The sequence below is a fragment of the Parahoeflea olei genome (assembly GCF_001703635.1).
GTDB lineage: Bacteria > Pseudomonadota > Alphaproteobacteria > Rhizobiales > Rhizobiaceae > Hoeflea > Hoeflea olei.
Window position 1 is genome coordinate 412,997 of sequence record NZ_LQZT01000023.1, and the last position, 17,643, is coordinate 430,639.

19 protein-coding genes are annotated in these 17,643 nt (G+C 66.0%); 9 read left to right on the plus strand and 10 right to left on the minus strand.

Features of this window, described 5'->3' with window-relative positions:
- Window positions 1-27: 27 nt before the first annotated feature.
- Window positions 28-948, minus strand: coding sequence for an ABC transporter permease (locus AWJ14_RS14710; protein ID WP_066180554.1), 921 nt, complete (start codon window positions 946-948; stop codon window positions 28-30).
- Complete coding sequence (locus tag AWJ14_RS14715; RefSeq protein WP_066180556.1) at window positions 941-1,948, minus strand: ABC transporter permease; 1,008 nt, start codon at window positions 1,946-1,948, stop codon at window positions 941-943. Before AWJ14_RS14715 ends, AWJ14_RS14710 begins: the two co-directional genes overlap by 8 nt.
- Here AWJ14_RS14715 and AWJ14_RS22440 point away from each other — a divergent pair.
- The gene (locus tag AWJ14_RS22440; protein ID WP_171904878.1) at window positions 1,893-2,048 is read left to right on the plus strand and encodes a hypothetical protein; all 156 of its coding nucleotides are present in this window, start codon (window positions 1,893-1,895) and stop codon (window positions 2,046-2,048) included. The genes AWJ14_RS14715 and AWJ14_RS22440 overlap by 56 nt on opposite strands.
- Here AWJ14_RS22440 and AWJ14_RS14720 read toward each other — a convergent pair.
- The 3 genes from AWJ14_RS14720 to AWJ14_RS14730 are packed head-to-tail and all read right to left on the minus strand — an operon-like array spanning window position 2,041 to window position 5,830.
- Complete coding sequence (locus AWJ14_RS14720) at window positions 2,041-3,741, minus strand: peptide ABC transporter substrate-binding protein (protein ID WP_066180559.1); 1,701 nt, start codon at window positions 3,739-3,741, stop codon at window positions 2,041-2,043. The two genes, AWJ14_RS22440 and AWJ14_RS14720, sit on opposite strands and share 8 nt — an antisense overlap.
- Before the next feature lie 21 nt (window positions 3,742-3,762).
- Entirely contained in the window at window positions 3,763-4,818 is a 1,056-nt protein-coding gene (locus tag AWJ14_RS14725; RefSeq protein WP_066180561.1) for an ABC transporter ATP-binding protein, read from the minus strand.
- Window positions 4,811-5,830, minus strand: a complete 1,020-nt coding sequence (locus tag AWJ14_RS14730) for an ABC transporter ATP-binding protein (RefSeq protein WP_066180563.1) — start codon at window positions 5,828-5,830, stop codon at window positions 4,811-4,813. Before AWJ14_RS14730 ends, AWJ14_RS14725 begins: the two co-directional genes overlap by 8 nt.
- A gap of 259 nt (window positions 5,831-6,089) precedes the next feature.
- On the opposite strand from AWJ14_RS14730, the gene argE reads away from it, so the two are divergent.
- Window positions 6,090-7,253: an acetylornithine deacetylase gene (argE, locus tag AWJ14_RS14735; RefSeq protein WP_066180565.1), complete on the plus strand. Its 1,164-nt coding sequence runs from the start codon at window positions 6,090-6,092 to the stop codon at window positions 7,251-7,253.
- Between the two features lie 3 nt (window positions 7,254-7,256).
- On the opposite strand, the gene AWJ14_RS14740 is transcribed toward argE, so the two are convergent.
- From AWJ14_RS14740 to AWJ14_RS14755, 4 genes are read right to left on the minus strand one after another with little or no spacing between them, the layout of a single operon-like run.
- A complete protein-coding gene (locus tag AWJ14_RS14740; protein WP_066180568.1) occupies window positions 7,257-8,849 on the minus strand; it encodes a 5-guanidino-2-oxopentanoate decarboxylase in 1,593 nt (530 codons plus the stop codon).
- Window positions 8,849-10,012: a pyridoxal phosphate-dependent aminotransferase gene (locus AWJ14_RS14745; RefSeq protein WP_066180703.1), complete on the minus strand. Its 1,164-nt coding sequence runs from the start codon at window positions 10,010-10,012 to the stop codon at window positions 8,849-8,851. Before AWJ14_RS14745 ends, AWJ14_RS14740 begins: the two co-directional genes overlap by 1 nt.
- 2 nt (window positions 10,013-10,014) lie before the next feature.
- The gene (locus tag AWJ14_RS14750) at window positions 10,015-10,647 is read right to left on the minus strand and encodes a TetR family transcriptional regulator C-terminal domain-containing protein (protein ID WP_066180705.1); all 633 of its coding nucleotides are present in this window, start codon (window positions 10,645-10,647) and stop codon (window positions 10,015-10,017) included.
- The gene (locus tag AWJ14_RS14755) at window positions 10,644-11,492 is read right to left on the minus strand and encodes a dimethylarginine dimethylaminohydrolase family protein (protein ID WP_066180708.1); all 849 of its coding nucleotides are present in this window, start codon (window positions 11,490-11,492) and stop codon (window positions 10,644-10,646) included. The genes AWJ14_RS14750 and AWJ14_RS14755 overlap by 4 nt, the downstream gene beginning before the upstream one ends.
- 133 nt (window positions 11,493-11,625) lie before the next feature.
- On the opposite strand from AWJ14_RS14755, the gene AWJ14_RS14760 reads away from it, so the two are divergent.
- From AWJ14_RS14760 to AWJ14_RS14775, 4 genes are all read left to right on the plus strand, one after another.
- Window positions 11,626-12,432, plus strand: a complete 807-nt coding sequence (locus AWJ14_RS14760; RefSeq protein ID WP_066180569.1) for an ABC transporter ATP-binding protein — start codon at window positions 11,626-11,628, stop codon at window positions 12,430-12,432.
- Between the two features lie 47 nt (window positions 12,433-12,479).
- A complete protein-coding gene (locus tag AWJ14_RS14765; protein ID WP_066180571.1) occupies window positions 12,480-13,250 on the plus strand; it encodes a transporter substrate-binding domain-containing protein in 771 nt (256 codons plus the stop codon).
- A 74-nt stretch (window positions 13,251-13,324) separates the two neighbouring features.
- Entirely contained in the window at window positions 13,325-14,056 is a 732-nt protein-coding gene (locus AWJ14_RS14770; protein ID WP_066180573.1) for an ABC transporter permease, read from the plus strand.
- Window positions 14,056-14,838 (plus strand): ABC transporter permease, encoded by a 783-nt coding sequence (locus AWJ14_RS14775; protein ID WP_066180576.1) that lies wholly within the window; start codon window positions 14,056-14,058, stop codon window positions 14,836-14,838. The genes AWJ14_RS14770 and AWJ14_RS14775 overlap by 1 nt, the downstream gene beginning before the upstream one ends.
- On the opposite strand, the gene AWJ14_RS14780 is transcribed toward AWJ14_RS14775, so the two are convergent.
- Window positions 14,825-15,835: a GlxA family transcriptional regulator gene (locus tag AWJ14_RS14780; protein ID WP_066180578.1), complete on the minus strand. Its 1,011-nt coding sequence runs from the start codon at window positions 15,833-15,835 to the stop codon at window positions 14,825-14,827. The two genes, AWJ14_RS14775 and AWJ14_RS14780, sit on opposite strands and share 14 nt — an antisense overlap.
- 77 nt (window positions 15,836-15,912) lie before the next feature.
- Between AWJ14_RS14780 and bcoG the strand changes: the two genes are divergently transcribed.
- From bcoG to AWJ14_RS22245, 3 genes are all read left to right on the plus strand, one after another.
- Window positions 15,913-16,830 (plus strand): 3-dehydrocarnitine:acetyl-CoA trimethylamine transferase BcoG, encoded by a 918-nt coding sequence (gene bcoG / locus AWJ14_RS14785; protein ID WP_066180580.1) that lies wholly within the window; start codon window positions 15,913-15,915, stop codon window positions 16,828-16,830.
- A gap of 35 nt (window positions 16,831-16,865) precedes the next feature.
- Window positions 16,866-17,486, plus strand: coding sequence for an HD domain-containing protein (locus AWJ14_RS14790; RefSeq protein ID WP_066180582.1), 621 nt, complete (start codon window positions 16,866-16,868; stop codon window positions 17,484-17,486).
- Window positions 17,487-17,494: 8 nt separating this feature from the next.
- Window positions 17,495-17,643: 3-hydroxyacyl-CoA dehydrogenase NAD-binding domain-containing protein (locus tag AWJ14_RS22245; RefSeq protein WP_425349641.1), on the plus strand; the 149-nt coding region annotated here is incomplete at its 3' end.

Genomic DNA, 17,643 nt, shown 5'->3' on the forward strand with positions numbered 1-17,643 from the left:
GCGGGCCGCACGCGGCCCGCCGATCCTTCAGCGGCCGCGGATGCGCGGATCGAGCGCGTCGCGCAGGCCGTCGCCGATATAGTTGACGCTGAGCACAGTGAGCGAGATCGCGAGCCCTGGCCAGAATACCCGTTCGGGATATTGCTGGAGATAGTCGACCGCATCGAACAGCAACCGGCCCCAGGTCGGGAAGTCCGGCGGAAAGCCCAGCCCGAGGAACGACAGCGCGGATTCGGTGATGATCGCGGTGGCGATGCCGAGCGTGGCCGAGACCATGATCGGCGAAAGCACGTTGGGCAGGATATGGCGCAGGATCATGCGCCGCGACGGCGTGCCGATCGAGCGCGCGGCAAGCACGAACTCGCGCTCCTTCAGCGCCAGCACCTCGCCGCGCACGATGCGTGCCGTCTGCATCCAGCTGGTGATGCCGATCGCCGAGACGATCAGGATGAAGGTGCCCATCTCGGGGCCGAAACTGCGTGCGAGCGTTTCCCGAAACAGCATCACCATGACGAGCAGCAGCGGCAGCAGCGGCAGCGCCAGGAACAGGTTGGTGAGCCCCATCAGAAAGCCGTCGAGCTTGCGGAAGAACCCGGCCAGAACGCCGATGAAGGCACCGAGCAGCACGCTGATCAGCATCGCCGTCAGCCCGACCGCGATCGACACCTGCCCGCCCGCCATCATCCGTGCCAGGATATCGCGCCCGAGCTGGTCGGTGCCGAAGGGGTGGGCGAGCGAGGCACCGGAATTGCGGGCGCGGATGTCGATGAAGGTGGGCTCGATGGTCCACACCAGCGGGCCGAGCGTCACCGCCAGCACGATGAACAGGAACACCGCGGCGCCGAACAGCGCGCCCTTGTGGGTCTTGAACTGGTCCCAGACGTCCCACCACTGCGAGCGGCCGGAGGTGTCGGGCTTTGCCCGGGCTGGTGCGGGGGCGTCAGTCATAGCGGATCCTCGGATCGAGCAGGCCGTAGAGAACGTCGGCGATCAGGTTGCACAGCACGATCAGCACTGCGAAGATGAAGGCCAGTGTCTGCACCATCGGCAGGTCGTTGGCGTAGATCGCGGTGATCAGCAACTGGCCCAGGCCGTTCACCTTGAAGATCTGCTCGGTGATGATGGCGCCGCCGAAGATCGACGGAATCCCGAGCGCGATCACGGTGACGACCGGGATCATCGAATTGCGCAGCACATGCACGAGCACCACCACCTTCTCGGTCATGCCCTTGGCGCGCGCGGTGCGGACGTAATCATGGTTGAGGTTGTCGAGCATGGAGGCGCGCATGAAGCGCGACAGCTGCGCCGTGGTCTGCAGCGCCAGCACCATCACCGGCAGCGTCATCTGCCTGACCTGCTGGCCGAAGCTCGAGAAGTCGTCGACCACGAGCGTGGTGTCGTAGATCGAGGGGAACCAGGGCAGCATGATCGCGAAGAAGACGATCATCAGAACCCCGGAGAAGAACGGCGGCACCGAAAAGCCGATCATGGAGACGAAGGTGCCGACCTGGTCGAACCAGGAATATTGCCTGTAGGCGGAAATGATGCCGATCGGCAGCGCGATCATGACGCCCACCAGATAGGCGAGGCCGACCACCCAGAGCGTCTGCGGCAGGCGCTGGACGATGATGTCGAACACCGGCGCGCGGAACTGCCAGGAGATGATGCGCTGCATGCCTTGGGCGAAATTCGTGCCGAACATCCAGTCGATGAAGTGCAGCGGCTCGACCCAGAAGAACTGCTTGGCCCACAACAGGTAGCGCACATAGCCCGGGGCATCGAGCCCGAGCGCATCGCGCATCTTCTGGCGGACTTCGGGGGGAATGGTGAGCGGCTGGAAGGCGAGCGGATCCCCTGGTGCCAGGTCGAGCAGCAGGAAGATCAGCAGGCTGATGAGCAAAAGCGTCGGTATGGCCAGCAACAATCGTCGAAAAGTAAAGGTCAGCATCGGCGACGCCTCGGTTCAGCAGGTGGTGCTGGAAAATCAGATGGCAGCGGCGGTGAATGGTCCCGCTGGCGCGGGACCATTCGGGGCTGCATTCACTTGACGCGGTACCAGTCCGCGGCGTTCCACAGTTCGGAATCCCAGGTGTTGAGCACAACACCGCCGAGGCTGTTGGAGTGTGCCGACACGCGGCCGCGGTCGACCAGCGGAACGATGGTCATCGATTCCTTGGTGAGCATGTCGTTCAGCTTCTTGGCGATTTCGGCGCGCTTGGAGATCTCGCCGGTCTTGGCGAGTTCGGCCACCAGTTCGTCATAGGCCGGATCGCAGTAGCGGTTGATGTTCTCGCCCTGCCACTGGGTTTCGGGCCGCGGCGCCTTTTCGCAGGTGTACTGGCCCAGATACTGTTCCGGGTCGGTGCCGTCGAAGTTGTTGGCGTACATTTCGACGTCCGCGTAGAACTTCTGGAAGGTGTCCGGGGAGGTCGGGTCGCCGCCGAAGAACACCGAGGAATCGACATTCTTGAGTTCGGCTTCCACGCCGATATCGGCCCACCACTGCTTGACCAGCGCCTGGAAGTCCTGGCGCACGGCATTGGTGGAGCTCTGGTAGAGCAGCTTGAGCTTCTTGCCGTCCTTTTCGCGCACGCCGTCGCCGCCGACGGTCCAGCCGGCTTCGTCGAGCAGCGCCTTGGCGCCTTCGACATCCTGCTTCAGGCAGTCGGTGTTGTCGGAGGCATAGAGCTCCGGCGCGGGAACCAGATTGCAGGTGGCGCGGCCGGCCTGGCCGTAGCCGATCTCGACCAGCAGGTCACGGTCGATCGCCATCGACAATGCGCGCCGCACCTTCTCGTCCGACAGGATCGGATGCGGATGCTTTGCGGTCGAACGCTCGCCTTCGGGCAGGTCCGGCGAGGGGTCGGTCATGTTCATCTCGATGCGTTCGACCAGCGTGCCGAAGCCCGAAACCGGTTTGCCGGTGCCGCCTTCGGCCATCTTGGCGATCACGTCAGGCGCGAGCTGCAGGTTCCAGGCATAGTCGTATTCGCCGGTTTCCATCACGGCGCGGCCGGCCGCGGCCGCATCGCCGCCGCCCTTGAAGGTGAGCGTCGCGAAGGCGGGCTTGGCCGCGTCGCGATAGTTCTCGTTGGCCTTCATGGTGATGACGTCGTTGGGCTTGAAGTCGGTGACGACGAAGGGTCCGGTGCCGATCGGGCCGAAATTGGCCGAGGTGCATTCAGGTGCCTTGGCGCCGAGGCAGTTCTCGAACTGCGCCTTCTGGATGATCGGCGACTGGGCCCCGACAAAGGCGGCATAGGGAACCGGCTTCGGGCTGGTGAAATGCACGATCACGGTGCGCTCGTCGGGCGTCTCGACTTCCTTGAAGCCGTCGAACTTGGCGCTCTGCGCGCAGCCGCCGTCGGGCGCCATGCAGTATTCAGCCGTGAACTTGACGTCGGCCGAAGTCAGCGGGGTGCCGTCCGACCAGGTGATGCCTTCCTTGATCTTCCAGGTGATCGAGGTGAGGTCGGCGGCGACGCCGCCGTTTTCAACGGTCGGGATCTCGTCGACGAGCCAGGGAACCAAGTTGCCCTTTTCGTCGAAGCGGGCCAGCGGCTCGATGATCAGCGACGAGGCTTCGATATCCTTGGTGCCGCCCGAAAGATAGGGATTGAGGATCGATGGCGCCTGCCAGTAAATGATCTTGACTTCGCCGTCCGAGCCGCGCTCGGCGTGGGCGACCGGCGCGATTGCCATCGCCGCAACGGCTCCCATCAGAATGGTTTTCAATTTCATGGCTGTCTCCTTTTTGAAAACTCAGTTGCCTGTGTCGCCGCCAGTTGGTTCCGCGGTCTTTGTCATGCTTTCCGCATAGAGGTGGCATGCCACCTGTCTTCCTCCTCCGAAATCAAAGACGCCGGGCTCCTGCTGTTTGCAGATGTCCATGACTTTGGGGCATCGGGTGGAAAAATTGCATCCCTTGGGCGGGTTGGCCGGGGAGGGGACGTCGCCTTGCAGCACGATCGGCTTGCGATGGCGTTCGCTTTCGGGATCGGGCTCCGGCACCGCCGACAACAGTGCCTGGGTGTAGGGGTGAAGCGGCTCGGCGAACAGTTTTTCGCGCGAGGCGACCTCGACGATCCGCCCCAGATACATCACCGCCACGCGGTCGGCGATGTGGCGCACCATCGACAGGTCGTGGCTGATGAACAGATAGGTCAGGTCGAGCCTGTCCTGGAGTTCTTCGAGAAGGTTGACCACCTGCGCCTGGATCGACACGTCGAGTGCCGCGATCGGCTCGTCGCAGACGATGAATTTGGGGTTGAGCGCGAGTGCGCGGGCAATGCCGATGCGCTGGCGCTGGCCGCCGGAAAATTCGTGCGGATAGCGCTTGGCGAATTCGCGGTTGAGGCCGACCCAGTCCATCAGTTCGTAGATCCGCGCCAGCCGTTCCTCGCCGCTCAGCTTCATGTGCTCGTCGAGCGGCTCGCCGATGATGCTGGCCACCGTCATGCGCGGATTGAGGCTCGCCTGCGGATCCTGGAAGATCATCTGCATCATCGGCCGCTTCGGGCGCAGGCTGTCGCGGTCGACATGGGCGATCTCGAAGCCGTCGATTTCGATGGTGCCGCCGGTCACGTCATAGAGCCTGAGGACCGCACGCCCGACCGTGGACTTGCCGCATCCCGACTCGCCCACCAGGCCCAGGGTCTCGCCGGGCATGATGTCGAAGCTGACGCCGTCCACCGCTTTGACGTCTCCCACATGGCTGCGAAACAGGCCGGCATGAATCGGGAAATACATCTTGAGATCGCGGACCTTGACGAGGGGGACGGTCCCCTCGCGGCCATTGCCGGCAGTGATGTCAGCCATCAACGGCCTCCGGTGTTTGCGTCAGGGCCTGGTCGAGCAGGAAACAGGCGGCGCGGTGGCCCGGCGCGTCGATCGCCTGCAGCTCCGGATGCTCCCGGGCGCAGCGGTCGAAGGCGAATTCGCAGCGGTTGCGGAACGAGCAGGCGGCAGGGGCATGGTGCATGATCGGCGGCTGGCCCTCGATCACCTGCAACCGCTCCTCGCGCGGACCGCGCACGGCAGGCACCGTCTTGAGCAGCGCCCGGGTATAGGGATGTTGCGGATTGCGGAAGATCTCGTCCACCGGGCCTTCCTCGACCACCTCGCCGGCATACATCACCATCACCCGGTCGGCGATGCCGGCGATCACGCCGAGATCGTGGGTGATCCAGATGATCGCCATGCCGAGCTTCTGCCGCAGCTCCTTCACCAGTTCGATGATCTGCGCCTGGATGGTCACGTCGAGCGCGGTGGTCGGTTCGTCCGCGATCAGCACCTTGGGGTCGCAGGCGAGCGCGATGGCGATCATCACCCGCTGGCGCATGCCGCCCGAAAACTGGTGCGGATAGTCCCCGAGCCGGCGCTCGGCGTCGGGGATGCCGACGAGCTTGAGAAGTTCGACCGCACGCTGCCGCGCCTGCGATTTCGACATGCCCATATGGGCGCGCAACGGCTCGGCCAGCTGGAAGCCCACCGTGTAGACCGGATTGAGGGATGTCATCGGGTCCTGGAAGATGAAGCCGATCTTCGAGCCGCGCACCGCGCGCAGCGCCGCCGGACTGGCCTTGAGCAGGTCCTGGCCGTCGAACATCACGGTTCCGTTGCGCATCTCCGCGGGCGGAGACGGCAGCAGCCGCAGCAACGACATCATGGTCACGGACTTTCCGGAGCCGCTTTCCCCCACCACGCCGAGCAGTTCGCCCGGGCGCAAGTGAAAGTCCACGGAGTTGACCGCGTGCACTTCGCCGCCACGGGTTCGGAAGACCGTTTTTAGTCCCTTAACATCCAGAATTGGCATGGCCGTGTCTGGCATACTGCACCCCTCGGGAGATCATCTCCCGTTATTGATTTTGTTGCCGGTCGGTCTTTTCAAAAGCCGGTGGGCGTTACTATTGACCAATTTTCCCACGGTTGACCAGTGGGGTTTTGGAAATAGCGTGATAAGTGTTCAGGACGGCCTTCGCGAGAAACAAAATTTCCCGCACAACCGGCCTTGCGGGGCGCGGTGCGGCTGAACGAAAGTGTGGAAAATCGGCGGGCATTCGAAGTTCGCATGTTAAACGGATCTGATTATGGAAAATTATTCTACTGCTCGGGCGATTTTGGCAAAATTGGTTTCCTTTCCTTCGGTCAGCCGCGACACCAATCTGCCGTTGGTCGACTGGGTCGAAACCTTTCTTGCGGCGCATGGCATAGCCTCAAGCAGGGTCATGAGCCCATGTGGCAACAAGGCGCACCTCTACGCGCAGACCGGGCCTGCGGTCGATGGCGGAGTGATCCTGTCGGGGCACACCGATGTGGTCCCCGTCGATGGCCAGGCCTGGACCACCGATCCGTGGACGCTGACCGAGCGGGACGGAAAACTGTTCGGCCGCGGCGCATGCGACATGAAGGGCTTCGATGCGCTGGCGCTGCTCGCCATGGCGCGCGCCGCAAAGCGCCCGCTCAAGCGGCCCTTGCAACTCGCCTTTTCGTTTGACGAGGAGGTCGGCTGCGTTGCTGTCGTCGATCTGGTCGAGGCCATGCTCGGCGCGCTGCCCAAGGCGCGCGAGGTGATCGTCGGCGAGCCGACCATGATGCGGGTGGTGACCGGTCACAAGGGCGGGCTTGCCTATCATGTGCATGTGCGCGGTTTCGAGGTGCATTCCTCGCTGCTTCCCTACGGCGTGAGCGCGATCATGCAGGCGGCGCGGCTGATCGACTGGGCCAACCAGCGCAATGCCGAGAATGCGGCGCGGATGCCGGGCGAACTTGCCGCGCCCTTCGATCCACCGTTCACGACGCTGCATGTCGGCGTGATCGAGGGCGGCACCGCCCACAACATCACCGCCAAGGATTGCCGCTTCCTGATCGAGTTCCGCTTCGTCCCCGGCGAAAGCCCCGACGACTGGGCGCGCAGGTTCGAGGCCAGGGCCGCCGAGCTGACGGCGGAAATGCAGGCGATCCATCCCGACACGGGAATTGATCTCAACCCCGGCTTTGCGCTTCCCGCGCTGGCGCCGGAAACCGACGGCGCGGCCGAAACGCTGGCGCGCCGCCTGACCGGCGACAACGGCCAGCACGTGGTCAGTTACGGCACCGAAGGCAGCCAGTTCCAGGCGCGCGGCTATTCGACCGTGGTCTGCGGACCCGGCGACATCGCCCAGGCGCACCAGCCCGACGAGTTCCTGACGCTCGACCAGCTCGCCGCCGGCGAAGCCTTCATGGACCGGCTCATCGATACGCTGTGTGCGTAAGGCTCAACGCGGGTCGGTATACTCGATCAGGCAGGGGCGCTCGAGGTCCGCAAGCGCGGCCTTGAGCCCTTCGCGGCTGTCGACCTTGCGCGCCGGCAGCCCGTAGGCCTTGGCGATCGCCGTGAAATCCGGCGCCGACGGGGTCACGCCGACCGGGGTGATCTGCGCCGAGACCATGGCGTTTTCGATCTCCATGTAGCCCGTATTGTTCCACACGACGAAGGCCGCATCGGCCTCGCAGTCGCGCGCCGAGCCAAGTTCGGCGAGCGTGAACTGCAATCCGCCGTCGCCCAGAAGCGCCACCGCCGGCTGGCCCGGATGGCCGAGCGCCGCGCCGATCGCCGCCGGTGCGGCATAGCCGAGCGTGCCGAAGCCGGTCGCCGAGTTGAACCAGGAGGCGGGCCGCGGCGCGTCCACATACATGTTGGCGGCGTAGACGAGCTGGGTGGAATCGCCCACCAGCGTGGCCGCGGGCAGGGTCTCCCAGATATCCTGAACCAGCGCCACATGGGCCCGGTAGGTCTCGCCGATCTCCTCAAGCGCGCCGGCCCGCGCCGCCTTCGCGCGGGCTTCGGCCTCGTTTGCCGCGTGAGCGGGCTCTTCGGGCAGCGCCTCAAGCAGGGCCGCGCAGAACGCGCCCGCATCGGCCGCGATCGCGAGCGCCGCATCGGCGCCCCGGTCGAGCTGGGCGGCATCGATGTCGACGCGGATCAGCGCTGCGGGAAGGTCAAGCGGGCTGCGGTCATGCAGGTCGTAATCGGTGGGGCCGAATTCGGTGCCGAGAGCCAGCACCAGGTCCGAGGTGGAAAGCAGCTCGCGCACGCCCGGAAGGCTCGGGCTCGCCGGCACGTCGAGCACATGGCCCGCCATGATGCCGCGGGCATTGATGGTCGAGACCACCGGCGCGCCAAGCCTGTCTGCCAGGCGGCGAACAGCCTCGGCAGACGCCACCGCGCCGCCGCCGATCAGCAGCGCCGGGGCTTTGGCCTTGCCCACCATGTCCACGGCCTGCGCAAGATCGGCCGGCGAGGGGGCGGGCCGAGGTGGCGCGGGCATGGAAAAGCTTTGCGTGCCTGCCGGCATCCGCATCACATCGGTCGGGATCTCGATATGCACGGGGCCGGGACGGCCGCCGGTCATGGTGGCAAAGGCCTTTTCCAGCACTGCGCCGAGTTCGCCGGGGTCGGTCAGCGTGTGCGACCAGAGCGCCACGGTCGCCGCGAGCCCCGCCTGGTCCGGGAGTTCGTGCAGGTGGCCGCGGCCGCGGCCGAGCGTGTCGGTTGCGTTCACCCCCGAGATCACCAGCATGGGAATGCTGTCTGCGCGGGCCTGCGCCATGGCCGTCAGCGTGTTGGTGAGCCCCGGGCCGGTGATGACGAAACACACGCCGGGCCGGCCGGTGACGCGGGCATAGCCGTCGGCCATGAAGCCGGCGCCCTGTTCGTGGCGCGGCGTGATGTGGCGGATCGGGCTTGCGGCGAGCCCGCGATAGAGCTCGATCGTGTGCACGCCGGGAATCCCGAACACGGTGTCGACGCCGGCCTGTTCGAGCAGCGTGACGAGGGCTTCCCCGACGGTGGGCGAGTGCTTGGGCATCACAGGGCCTCCACGAAACGGGTGATGCGGGCGCAGGCTTCGATGACGGAGTCATCGGGCACCGTCAGGCTCAGCCGCACCAGCGCGCCGGCATTGTCGCCGAAGGAGGAGCCCGGCATCACCGCGACGCCGGCGTCGAGGAGCTTCCAGGCAAAGTCCGCGCCCGACAGCCCGGTGCCAGAGACGTCGAGCACGATGAACATGCCCGCCTGCGGCCGGAACGGCTTGACGCCGTCGAGCCTGTCGAGCGCATCGGCGAAAAGGGCTGCGCGGTGCTTGTAGGAGGCGCGCATGCGCGCGGAGGTGGGCAGGTCCGAATTCAGCGCGAATGCCGTCATGTCGGCGATGAAGGGCTGGTTGCCGAACAGGATCGTTTCCGACAGCGGCAACAGACGCTCGCAGAAGGCGTGCGGCCCCACCGCCCAGCCGCTGCGGAAGCCGGGGGCCGCGTGCGACTTGGAGATCGACGACAGCGCGACCACCCGGTCGGCATAGGCAGGCAGATCGAAGGGGGAGGCGAAGCTGCCCTCGAACACCAGTTCCTCATAGACCTCGTCGGCGACGATCCAAAGATCGTGTTCGGCGCAGACGGCGCAGATCCGCTCGATTTCCGCCGCGGTGAGCACGGCGCCGGTCGGGTTGTGCGGCGAATTGAGAAGCAGCACCCGCGAGCTTGGCGTGATCGCGGCTTCCAGGTCTTCGGCGGTCATGTGAAAGCCGTTTTCGGCCCGGAGCGGCACCGGTTCGCGATGCGCGCCGCTGGCGGCGATGACGCCTTCATAGGTCGCGTAGAACGGATCGCCCACCAGCACCCCGTCGCCGGGGCCGGTCAGCCCCATCATGGTCACAAACAGCGCCGTCTGGGTTCCTGGAAAGCACAGCACGTTGCCGGTGTCGACGCCGGGGCGGCGGCGGCTGTAGCGCGCGGCGATGGCGTCGAGCAGACCCGGCTCGCCGCGGCCGCTGGAATAGCCGGTGCGGCCGCCGCGCATCGACTCGAGGCAGACTTCGAGCAGCGTCTCGTGCGGCGGCATGTCCGGTTCGCCGATGGTCAGTTCGATGATGTCGGCGCCTTGTGCCTTCATCATCCGGCAGCGCTGGTGGATGGCCCATTTGGCGCCGCCGGTATGGGCCAGACGCTCGGTGATTGCGGCGTAATGCATCGTCATTCTTCCCTGAATTCCGCCGGGTCGATGCCCAGCACCGTCGCGACCGAATCGAGCGCGATACGGACCACGTCAATTTCGGCGAAATCGTCTCCGCCCATCGAGATCTCGATCCACAACCCGTCGAGAAGCGCGTTGAGCACGATCCCTAGCCGGCGCTGTTCCGCAGGCGAGACCGGCTGTCCGCGTTCGGCCATGGCTTCCCGCACCAGCCGCTCGATCAGGTCGCGAAAGGCCTGGTAGCCCTCGCGGTGGGTCTCGGCCATCAGCGGATCGGAATGCACCGTGCCGATGAAGGCCGCCCAGATCGACAGCGTCCGCCCGTCGGCCACCGGCGCGGTGACGCTGGCGCGGATCAGGCCCGCCAGCCGCGACAGCGCGGACCCGTCGCCGCAGCCGGCCGCGGCCATCGCGATCAGGTCGGAAATGAAGGTCCGGTAGGCCGCGGCCACCAGCTTTTCCTTGTTGTCGAAATAGCGCCGGATCAGCCCGGGCGTGACGCCGGCGCGGTAGGCGACCTCGCGCACGGTGGCGCCGGCAAGGCCGAGTTCGGCGATGCTGTCGAGCGTTGCGGCAATCAGGTCATGCTGCCGCACCGCTTCGGGTTGGTGATGAAACGCCCTGCGCGTCATTCCCGCCATACCGGACGGGTCAGGCAGGTCGGCCCGCCCTCGCAGGGGATGCACAGCGCATCGGCCGCGAAGACGCGAACCTTGCAGCCCGCTTGCTCCATCAGTGCGCGGGTCTTGGGGAACCCGTCGACCATCAGCACATCGCCGGGGGTGAGCGGCAGCACATTGAGATTGAGCCCGTTGGAGGCGTCGAACTCGTCCCGCGGCGCTTCGACCAGGGTGTAGCCGCGGTCCTTGAGCAATTGCCAGAAGGCGACCGGAAGCATCGGCGCATAGACCAGCGCGAGCTTCTCGTCGAGCGGCGAGACCACCGACATCAGGTGCAGGCAGGCCTCGGCGCCGTGGCCGAGCGGCAGGTCGAAGCCGAGCACGGTCACGCCATGCGGGGCGAGCAGGGCCGCAAGTTGCTCGATGCCGGCCTGGTTGGTGCGCACGCCGCGGCCGACGGCCAGCGTGGTGCGGTCTACCCACACGCAGTCGCCGCCCTCGACAGAGCCGGGGGCGACAATCTCGCCCAGGATCGGAATGCCGGCATCGCGATAGGCCTTCGCGTGCAGCGCCGGTTCGCCCATGCGTCCGGGCTTGCCCATGCGCAGGATGATCGCGCCGTGATCGCTCACCAGCGAGGGGTCATGGGTGAACATCGCATCGGCGAGGCCGTCGCCGTCATCCGCGATCCAGATGATCTCGGTGCCGCAGGACGCGACCAGATCGGCGAAGGCGTTGAACTGCTCGATGGCGCGCGCGCCATCGAAGCCGGGACCGTAATGCCAGTCCTCGGCCTTGGCGGAAAGCAGGCTCGCGCCGGGCCTGCGCATGGCGACCCGTTTGAGGGGCGCGGTCATCGATTGGCATCCATAGGTCATGAGGGGGCCGTCCAGGGTGGATTTCATTTTCTGAAATTATACACTTGATTAATTAGCGTGCAAGGGTCACGATTGCCCGACTTCGCGACAGACGAGGCAGCAAAGGGAACGTATGAGCAGTCCACAAGACGGCGCTGACCCGGGCGCCAGGCAGTCTCCGCCCGCCGTGGAGGTCACCGACCTCCACAAGGCGTTCGGCGACCTCGAAGTGCTCAAGGGCATTTCGCTCAAGGCCGAAACCGGCGACGTGGTGGCCATCATCGGCGGCTCAGGCTCCGGCAAGTCCACCATGCTGCGCTGCATCAACATGCTCGAATTGCCCACCCGCGGCGAAATCAGCATCAAGGGCGAAACCATCGAGATGAAGGACGGCGGCCGCCACGGGCTGCAACCCTCCAACGCCAGGCAATTGCGGCGCATCCGCACCCGTCTCGCCATGGTGTTCCAGAGCTTCAACCTGTGGCAGCACATGACGGTGATGGGCAATATCATCGAGGCGCCCGTGCATGTCATGGGCGTGCCGCGCGACGAAGCCATCGCCCGCGCCGAGAAGCTGCTCGACCGGGTCGGCCTCTACGACAAGCGCGACGCCTATCCGGCCTTCCTGTCGGGCGGCCAGCAGCAGCGCGCGGCGATCGCCCGGGCGCTCGCGGTCGACCCCGACGTCATGCTGTTCGACGAGCCGACCTCGGCGCTCGACCCGGAACTGGTGGGCGAGGTGCTGGCCGTGATCGCCGATCTGGCGCGCGAGGGCCGCACCATGCTGCTGGTGACGCACGAGATGAAATTCGCCCGCGAGGTCGCGAGCCATGTCGTGTACCTGGCCGACGGCGTGATCGAGGAGCAGGGGCCGCCGGAGGTCGTCTACAGCGCGCCGAAGTCCGAACGACTGCAGAAATTCCTTGCGACTGTCCAATAGTCCAGGGGTCAATGGGCAAAGCCCGAAAACCTAACAGGGGAAATTCCATGAACAGGACACTCATCACAACCATTGCCGCCTTCGGCCTGACGCTGGTCGCCCAGACCGCGCTCGCCGAGACCGTCCGTGTCGGCGTCGCCGCCGAACCCTATCCGCCGTTCACCGAGCCCGATGCCGCCGGCAACTGGACCGGCTGGGAAATCGACTTCATGAACGCCGTCTGCGCCGAAGCCAAGCTCGACTGCGTGGTCACTCCGGTCGCCTGGGACGGCATCATCCCGGCGCTGACGTCGAACAAGATCGACGCCATCGTCGGCTCGATGTCGATCACCGACGAGCGCCTGAAGACGATCGATTTCTCCGACAAATACTACAACACCCCCTCCGTGATCGCGACCGCCAAGGGCTCGGGCATCACCCCCGACGCCGAGGGCCTGAAGGACAAGATCATCGGCGTGCAGGTCTCGACCATCCACCAGGATTACGTGACCACCCACTTCGCCGACGTCGCGGCCGAAGTGAAGGAATACCAGACCCAGGACGAAGCCAACCAGGATCTTGTGGCCGGCCGTGTCGATGCCGTGATGGCGGATTCGCTTGCGCTCGACGCCTTCGTCAAGTCCGACAGCTGCTGCGAGATCGTCGGCGCCGTCGAAGACGATCCGGCCATTCTCGGCGCCGGCGTCGGCATCGGCCTGCGCAAGGGCGACGACGCCCTGCGCGAGAAGTTCAACACCGCGATTGCCGCCATCCGCGAGAACGGAACCTACGACGAGTTCTCCAAGAAGTATTTCGACTTCGACATCTACGGCCAGTAACATGGGCATACCGGTTCAACCGGCTCTGGCCGGGCCTGCGGGATCTTCCCGCCGGTCCGGCCTGAGGTCGTCGCATGTTTGACTGGATCGCGGGGCTTGCCTCCTGGGAACTGCTGGCGCTCGACCCGCCCGGCTGGGGCGGCGTGCTGCTCGCGGGCCTTGCGGTCTCGCTGCAGGTCGCGGTCGGCGGCTATATCCTCGGCTTCCTGATCGGGGTGGGCGGCGCCACCGGCAAGCTCTATGGCGGCCCGGTCATTCGCGACCTTCTCGACGTCTATACCACACTGGTGCGCGCCGTACCGGAGCTGGTGCTGATCCTGCTGCTCTATTACGCGGGCACGGACGCATTGAACCAGATCATGATGCTGCTGGGCGCCGGCCCGATGGACATCAGCGGGCTCGCGGCCGGCATTTTCGTGATCGGCGTGGTGCAGGGCGCCTACCAGACGGAAGTCCTGCGCGGCGCCTTCAAGGCCGTGCCGCATGGCCAGATCGAGGCCGCGCGCGCCTATGGCATGACGCCGTTGCAGGTCTTGAGGCGCATCACCCTGCCCGGCATGCTGCCGCATGCGGTGCCGGGGCTCGCCAATCTCTGGCTGATCGCCACCAAGGACACGGCGCTGCTCGCGGTCGTCGGCGTCGCCGAACTCACGCTGGTCACGCGTCAGGCGGGCGGCACCACCAAATCCTATTTCCTGTTCTTCTGCGCCGCGGGCCTGCTCTATCTGATGGTGACGCTGATCTCCAATGTCGCCATCCGCCGGATCGAGCGCTTCGCCCGTCGCGGCATGCCGGAGGTGCGCTGATGGGGCCGGAAACGAGAAGCTGGCGCGAGCCGCACCGGCTGGTGTTGATCGCCATCGGGATCGGCATCGTCGTTCTTGCCGCCACCACCATGCGCTGGGACTGGCTGCCGCGCTATTCCGGCAGGCTGATCGATGGCGTCGGGACCACGCTGTGGCTGCTGGCGCTGACGAGCGTGCTCGGCTTCCTGCTGGCGGTGCCGCTGGGGCTCGCGCAGGCGGCCGGTCCGTGGTGGCTCGCAGCGCCTGCGCGCGCCTTCTGCACGGTCATCCGCGGCACGCCGCTGCTTCTGCAATTGTGGCTGCTCTATTACGGGCTCGGCTCGCTCTTTGCCTACTGGCCGGAGATCCGCCAGTCCTGGGCCTGGCCCTATCTCAGGCAGGCCTGGCCCTATGGCGTGCTGGCGCTGACGATGTCGTTCGCGGGCTACGAGGGCGAGGTGATGCGCGGCGCCTTCGCGGGTGTCCCGAGGGGCGAGCTCGAGGCGGCCCGCGCCTATGGCATGTCGCCCTGGACCGCGTTCCGCCGGGTCTGGCTGCCGCGCGCCATCCACCGCGCGCTGCCGACACTCGCGGGCGAAACAGTACTTCAGCTCAAGGCCACGCCGCTGGTGGCGACGATCACCGTGGTCGATGTCTACGCCATCATCTCCCGGGTCCGGCAGGACACCTATCTGACCTATGAGCCGCTGCTGCTGCTGGCGCTGATCTACATGATCCTGACCGGGATCTTGGTCGTGGCCTTCCGCTGGCTTGAGGCAAAAGTGCCGGTCAAGGGCGCCTGACATCCGCGGCCTCGCCGGGCCGCGCGGTGCGGCTCTGGCGCGGCGACAGTCCGTACTGGCGGCTGAAGGCGCGCGAGAGGGCGGAGGGCGAGGAGAACCCGGTCCTCAATGCAATGTCCGCCATGGTCAGCCGCGTGTCGTTGACGAGCCGGCGCGCGGCCGCGAGCCGCAGCGACAGGAAATACGCCCCCGGCGTTTCCCCCAGCTGCCGTGAGAAAAGCTGTTCGAGCCCGCGCGCCGACATCGCCACCCGCCGGGCGATGGCGGCGATGCTGAGCGGCGCATCGATATGGGTTTCCATGATCCGGATCGCGCGCACGAGACGGGGGTCGTGCGCCGCGTCGCCGAGCGTGACATTGACCTGCGCGTCGCCTGCCGCGCGCAGATCGTCATGCACGAAGCTGCTCGCCACGTCGAGCGCGGTCGGATGCCCGAGCACGCGGCGGACGAGGTCGACCATCATGTCGAGCGTGGGCGAAGCGCCCGAGGTGGTGATGAAGCGGCCATCGATCACGTAGCGGTCGGGCCTCAGATCCACATGCGGAAAGGCGGTGGCGAACTCCTCGAAGTCCTCCCAGTGGGTCGCCGCCCGGTGCTCGTCGATGAGACCGGCGCGGGCAAGCAGCCAGGCCCCGGATTCGATGCCGATGACGAGTGCGGCGTTGCGCGCGGCGCGGTAGATCTGGGCAATCAGCCTGCGCTCGGTCATGCGCGCCGCATCGAACCCGGCCACGACCGCAAGAATGTCGCACGCCCTGGCGGCGTCGAGCGGTCCCGAGACCGGCCAGGCGATGCCGGAGGAGGTGGGCGGCGGCGCGCCATCGAGCGACACGAAACGCCAGTCGAACACCGTCCGGCCCGCCTGCCGGTTGGCCGCGCGAAGCGGCTCGACCGAACTCGCGGCCGTCAGCAGCGAGCTTCCCGGCACCACCAGAACCTCGACCGTGATCGGCCGACCAAGGCCCGCGATTGCGGAAAGGGCTTTGTTTTGTGTCATGTTTTCTTCGTAAAGTGCAATACACGCGTCTGCAAGCACGGCATCATTGGGTGTCTGTCAAGAGGAGGATTTGCCGCATGCCCCTGACCATGAACCGCGAGGTCTTCATCACCTGCGCCGTCACCGGATCCGGATCCACCCAGGACCGCAGCCCGCATGTGCCACGCTCGCCCGAACAGATCGCCAATTCCGCCATCGACGCCGCCAAGGCCGGCGCCGCGATCGTCCACTGCCATGTCCGCGACCCGGAAACCGGAAAGCCGCGCCGCGACGTCGCGCTCTATCGCGAGGTCACCGAGCGCATCCGCGAGGCCGAGGTCGACGTGGTGCTGAACCTGACTGCCGGCATGGGCGGCGACATGGTGTTCGGCCCGACCGAAAAGCCGCTGCCGCTCAATCCGGTCGGCACCGACATGGCCGGCGCGTCCGAACGGATGAAGCATGTCCTCGAATGCCTGCCGGAAATCTGCACGCTCGATTGCGGCACCATGAATTTTGCCGAGGCCGATTACGTGATGACCAACACGCCCGGCATGCTCCGCGCCATGGGCGGCATGATGACGGAACTCGGCGTCAAGCCCGAGATCGAGGCCTTCGACACCGGCCATCTCTGGTTCGCCAAGGAACTGGTCAAGGAAGGCGTGTTGAAGCCTGATGCGCTGGTGCAGCTGTGCATGGGCGTGCACTGGGGCGCGCCCGACGATCTGAACACCTTCATGGCCATGGTCAACAATGTGCCTGACGACTGGACCTGGTCCGCGTTCTCGCTCGGCCGCAACCAGATGGCTTATGTCGCGGCCGCAGTCCTTGCCGGCGGCAATGTCCGCGTCGGCCTCGAGGACAATCTCTGGCTCGGCAAGGGGGAACTCGCCACCAATGCCCAGCTGGTCGAACGCGCCGTCACCATCGTCGAAAACATGGGCGCGCGGGTGATCGGGCCGGACGAGGTCCGCGCCCGGTTGAACCTCAGCAAGCGCGCGCCGAGGGCGGCCTGACGCCGCACGTCATGTCATCACCGGAGGAGGGTGGGATGGAGACAGTCAAGTTCACGGCCATGAAGGACGGCGACCGGGAGGACTACGAGTTCCTCACCCGCCACGAGATCGATTATGCGTCGAAGACCGCCGAGCGGTTGCTCGGCGCGCTGGTGGAGCTCGATGAAAGCATGTCGGGCTACCAGATCACGCGGCTCGGCCATTCGCTGCAATCGGCCACCCGCGCCTGGCGCGATGGCGCCGATACCGATTGGGTGGTCTCCGCCCTGCTGCACGACATCGGCGACATCTACGCGCCCTACAATCACGACGAATATGCCGCCGCGATTCTGAAGCCCTTCGTGCGCGAACAATGCGCCTGGGTGGTGGAAAAGCACGGCGACTTCCAGAAGCTCTATTACGCCCATCATCTGGGCGGCAATCCCAACTCCCGCGACGCCTACCGCGATCATCTCTATTTCGATGACTGCGCAACCTTCTGCGAGCGCTGGGACCAGTCGAGCTTCGATCCCGACTACCCGCATGAGGACATCGCCTTCTTTCGGCCGCTGGTCGAGGAAGTGTTTGCCCGCAAGGCCTACGATCCCGCCGTCATCCGGTCCGGCGAGCGCGTCCCGCTGACCGATCCCACCATTGCCGGAGAGCGAAACGCATGAGCAAGACCATGAAGGCCGCCATCGTCGGCGGCGGTGTCATCGGCGGCGGCTGGGCCGCCCGCTTTCTTCTGAACGGCTGGGACGTCGTCGTCTCCGATCCCGATCCGGAGGTCGAGCGCAAGGTCGGCGAGGTGCTCGCCAACGCCCGCCGTTCTGC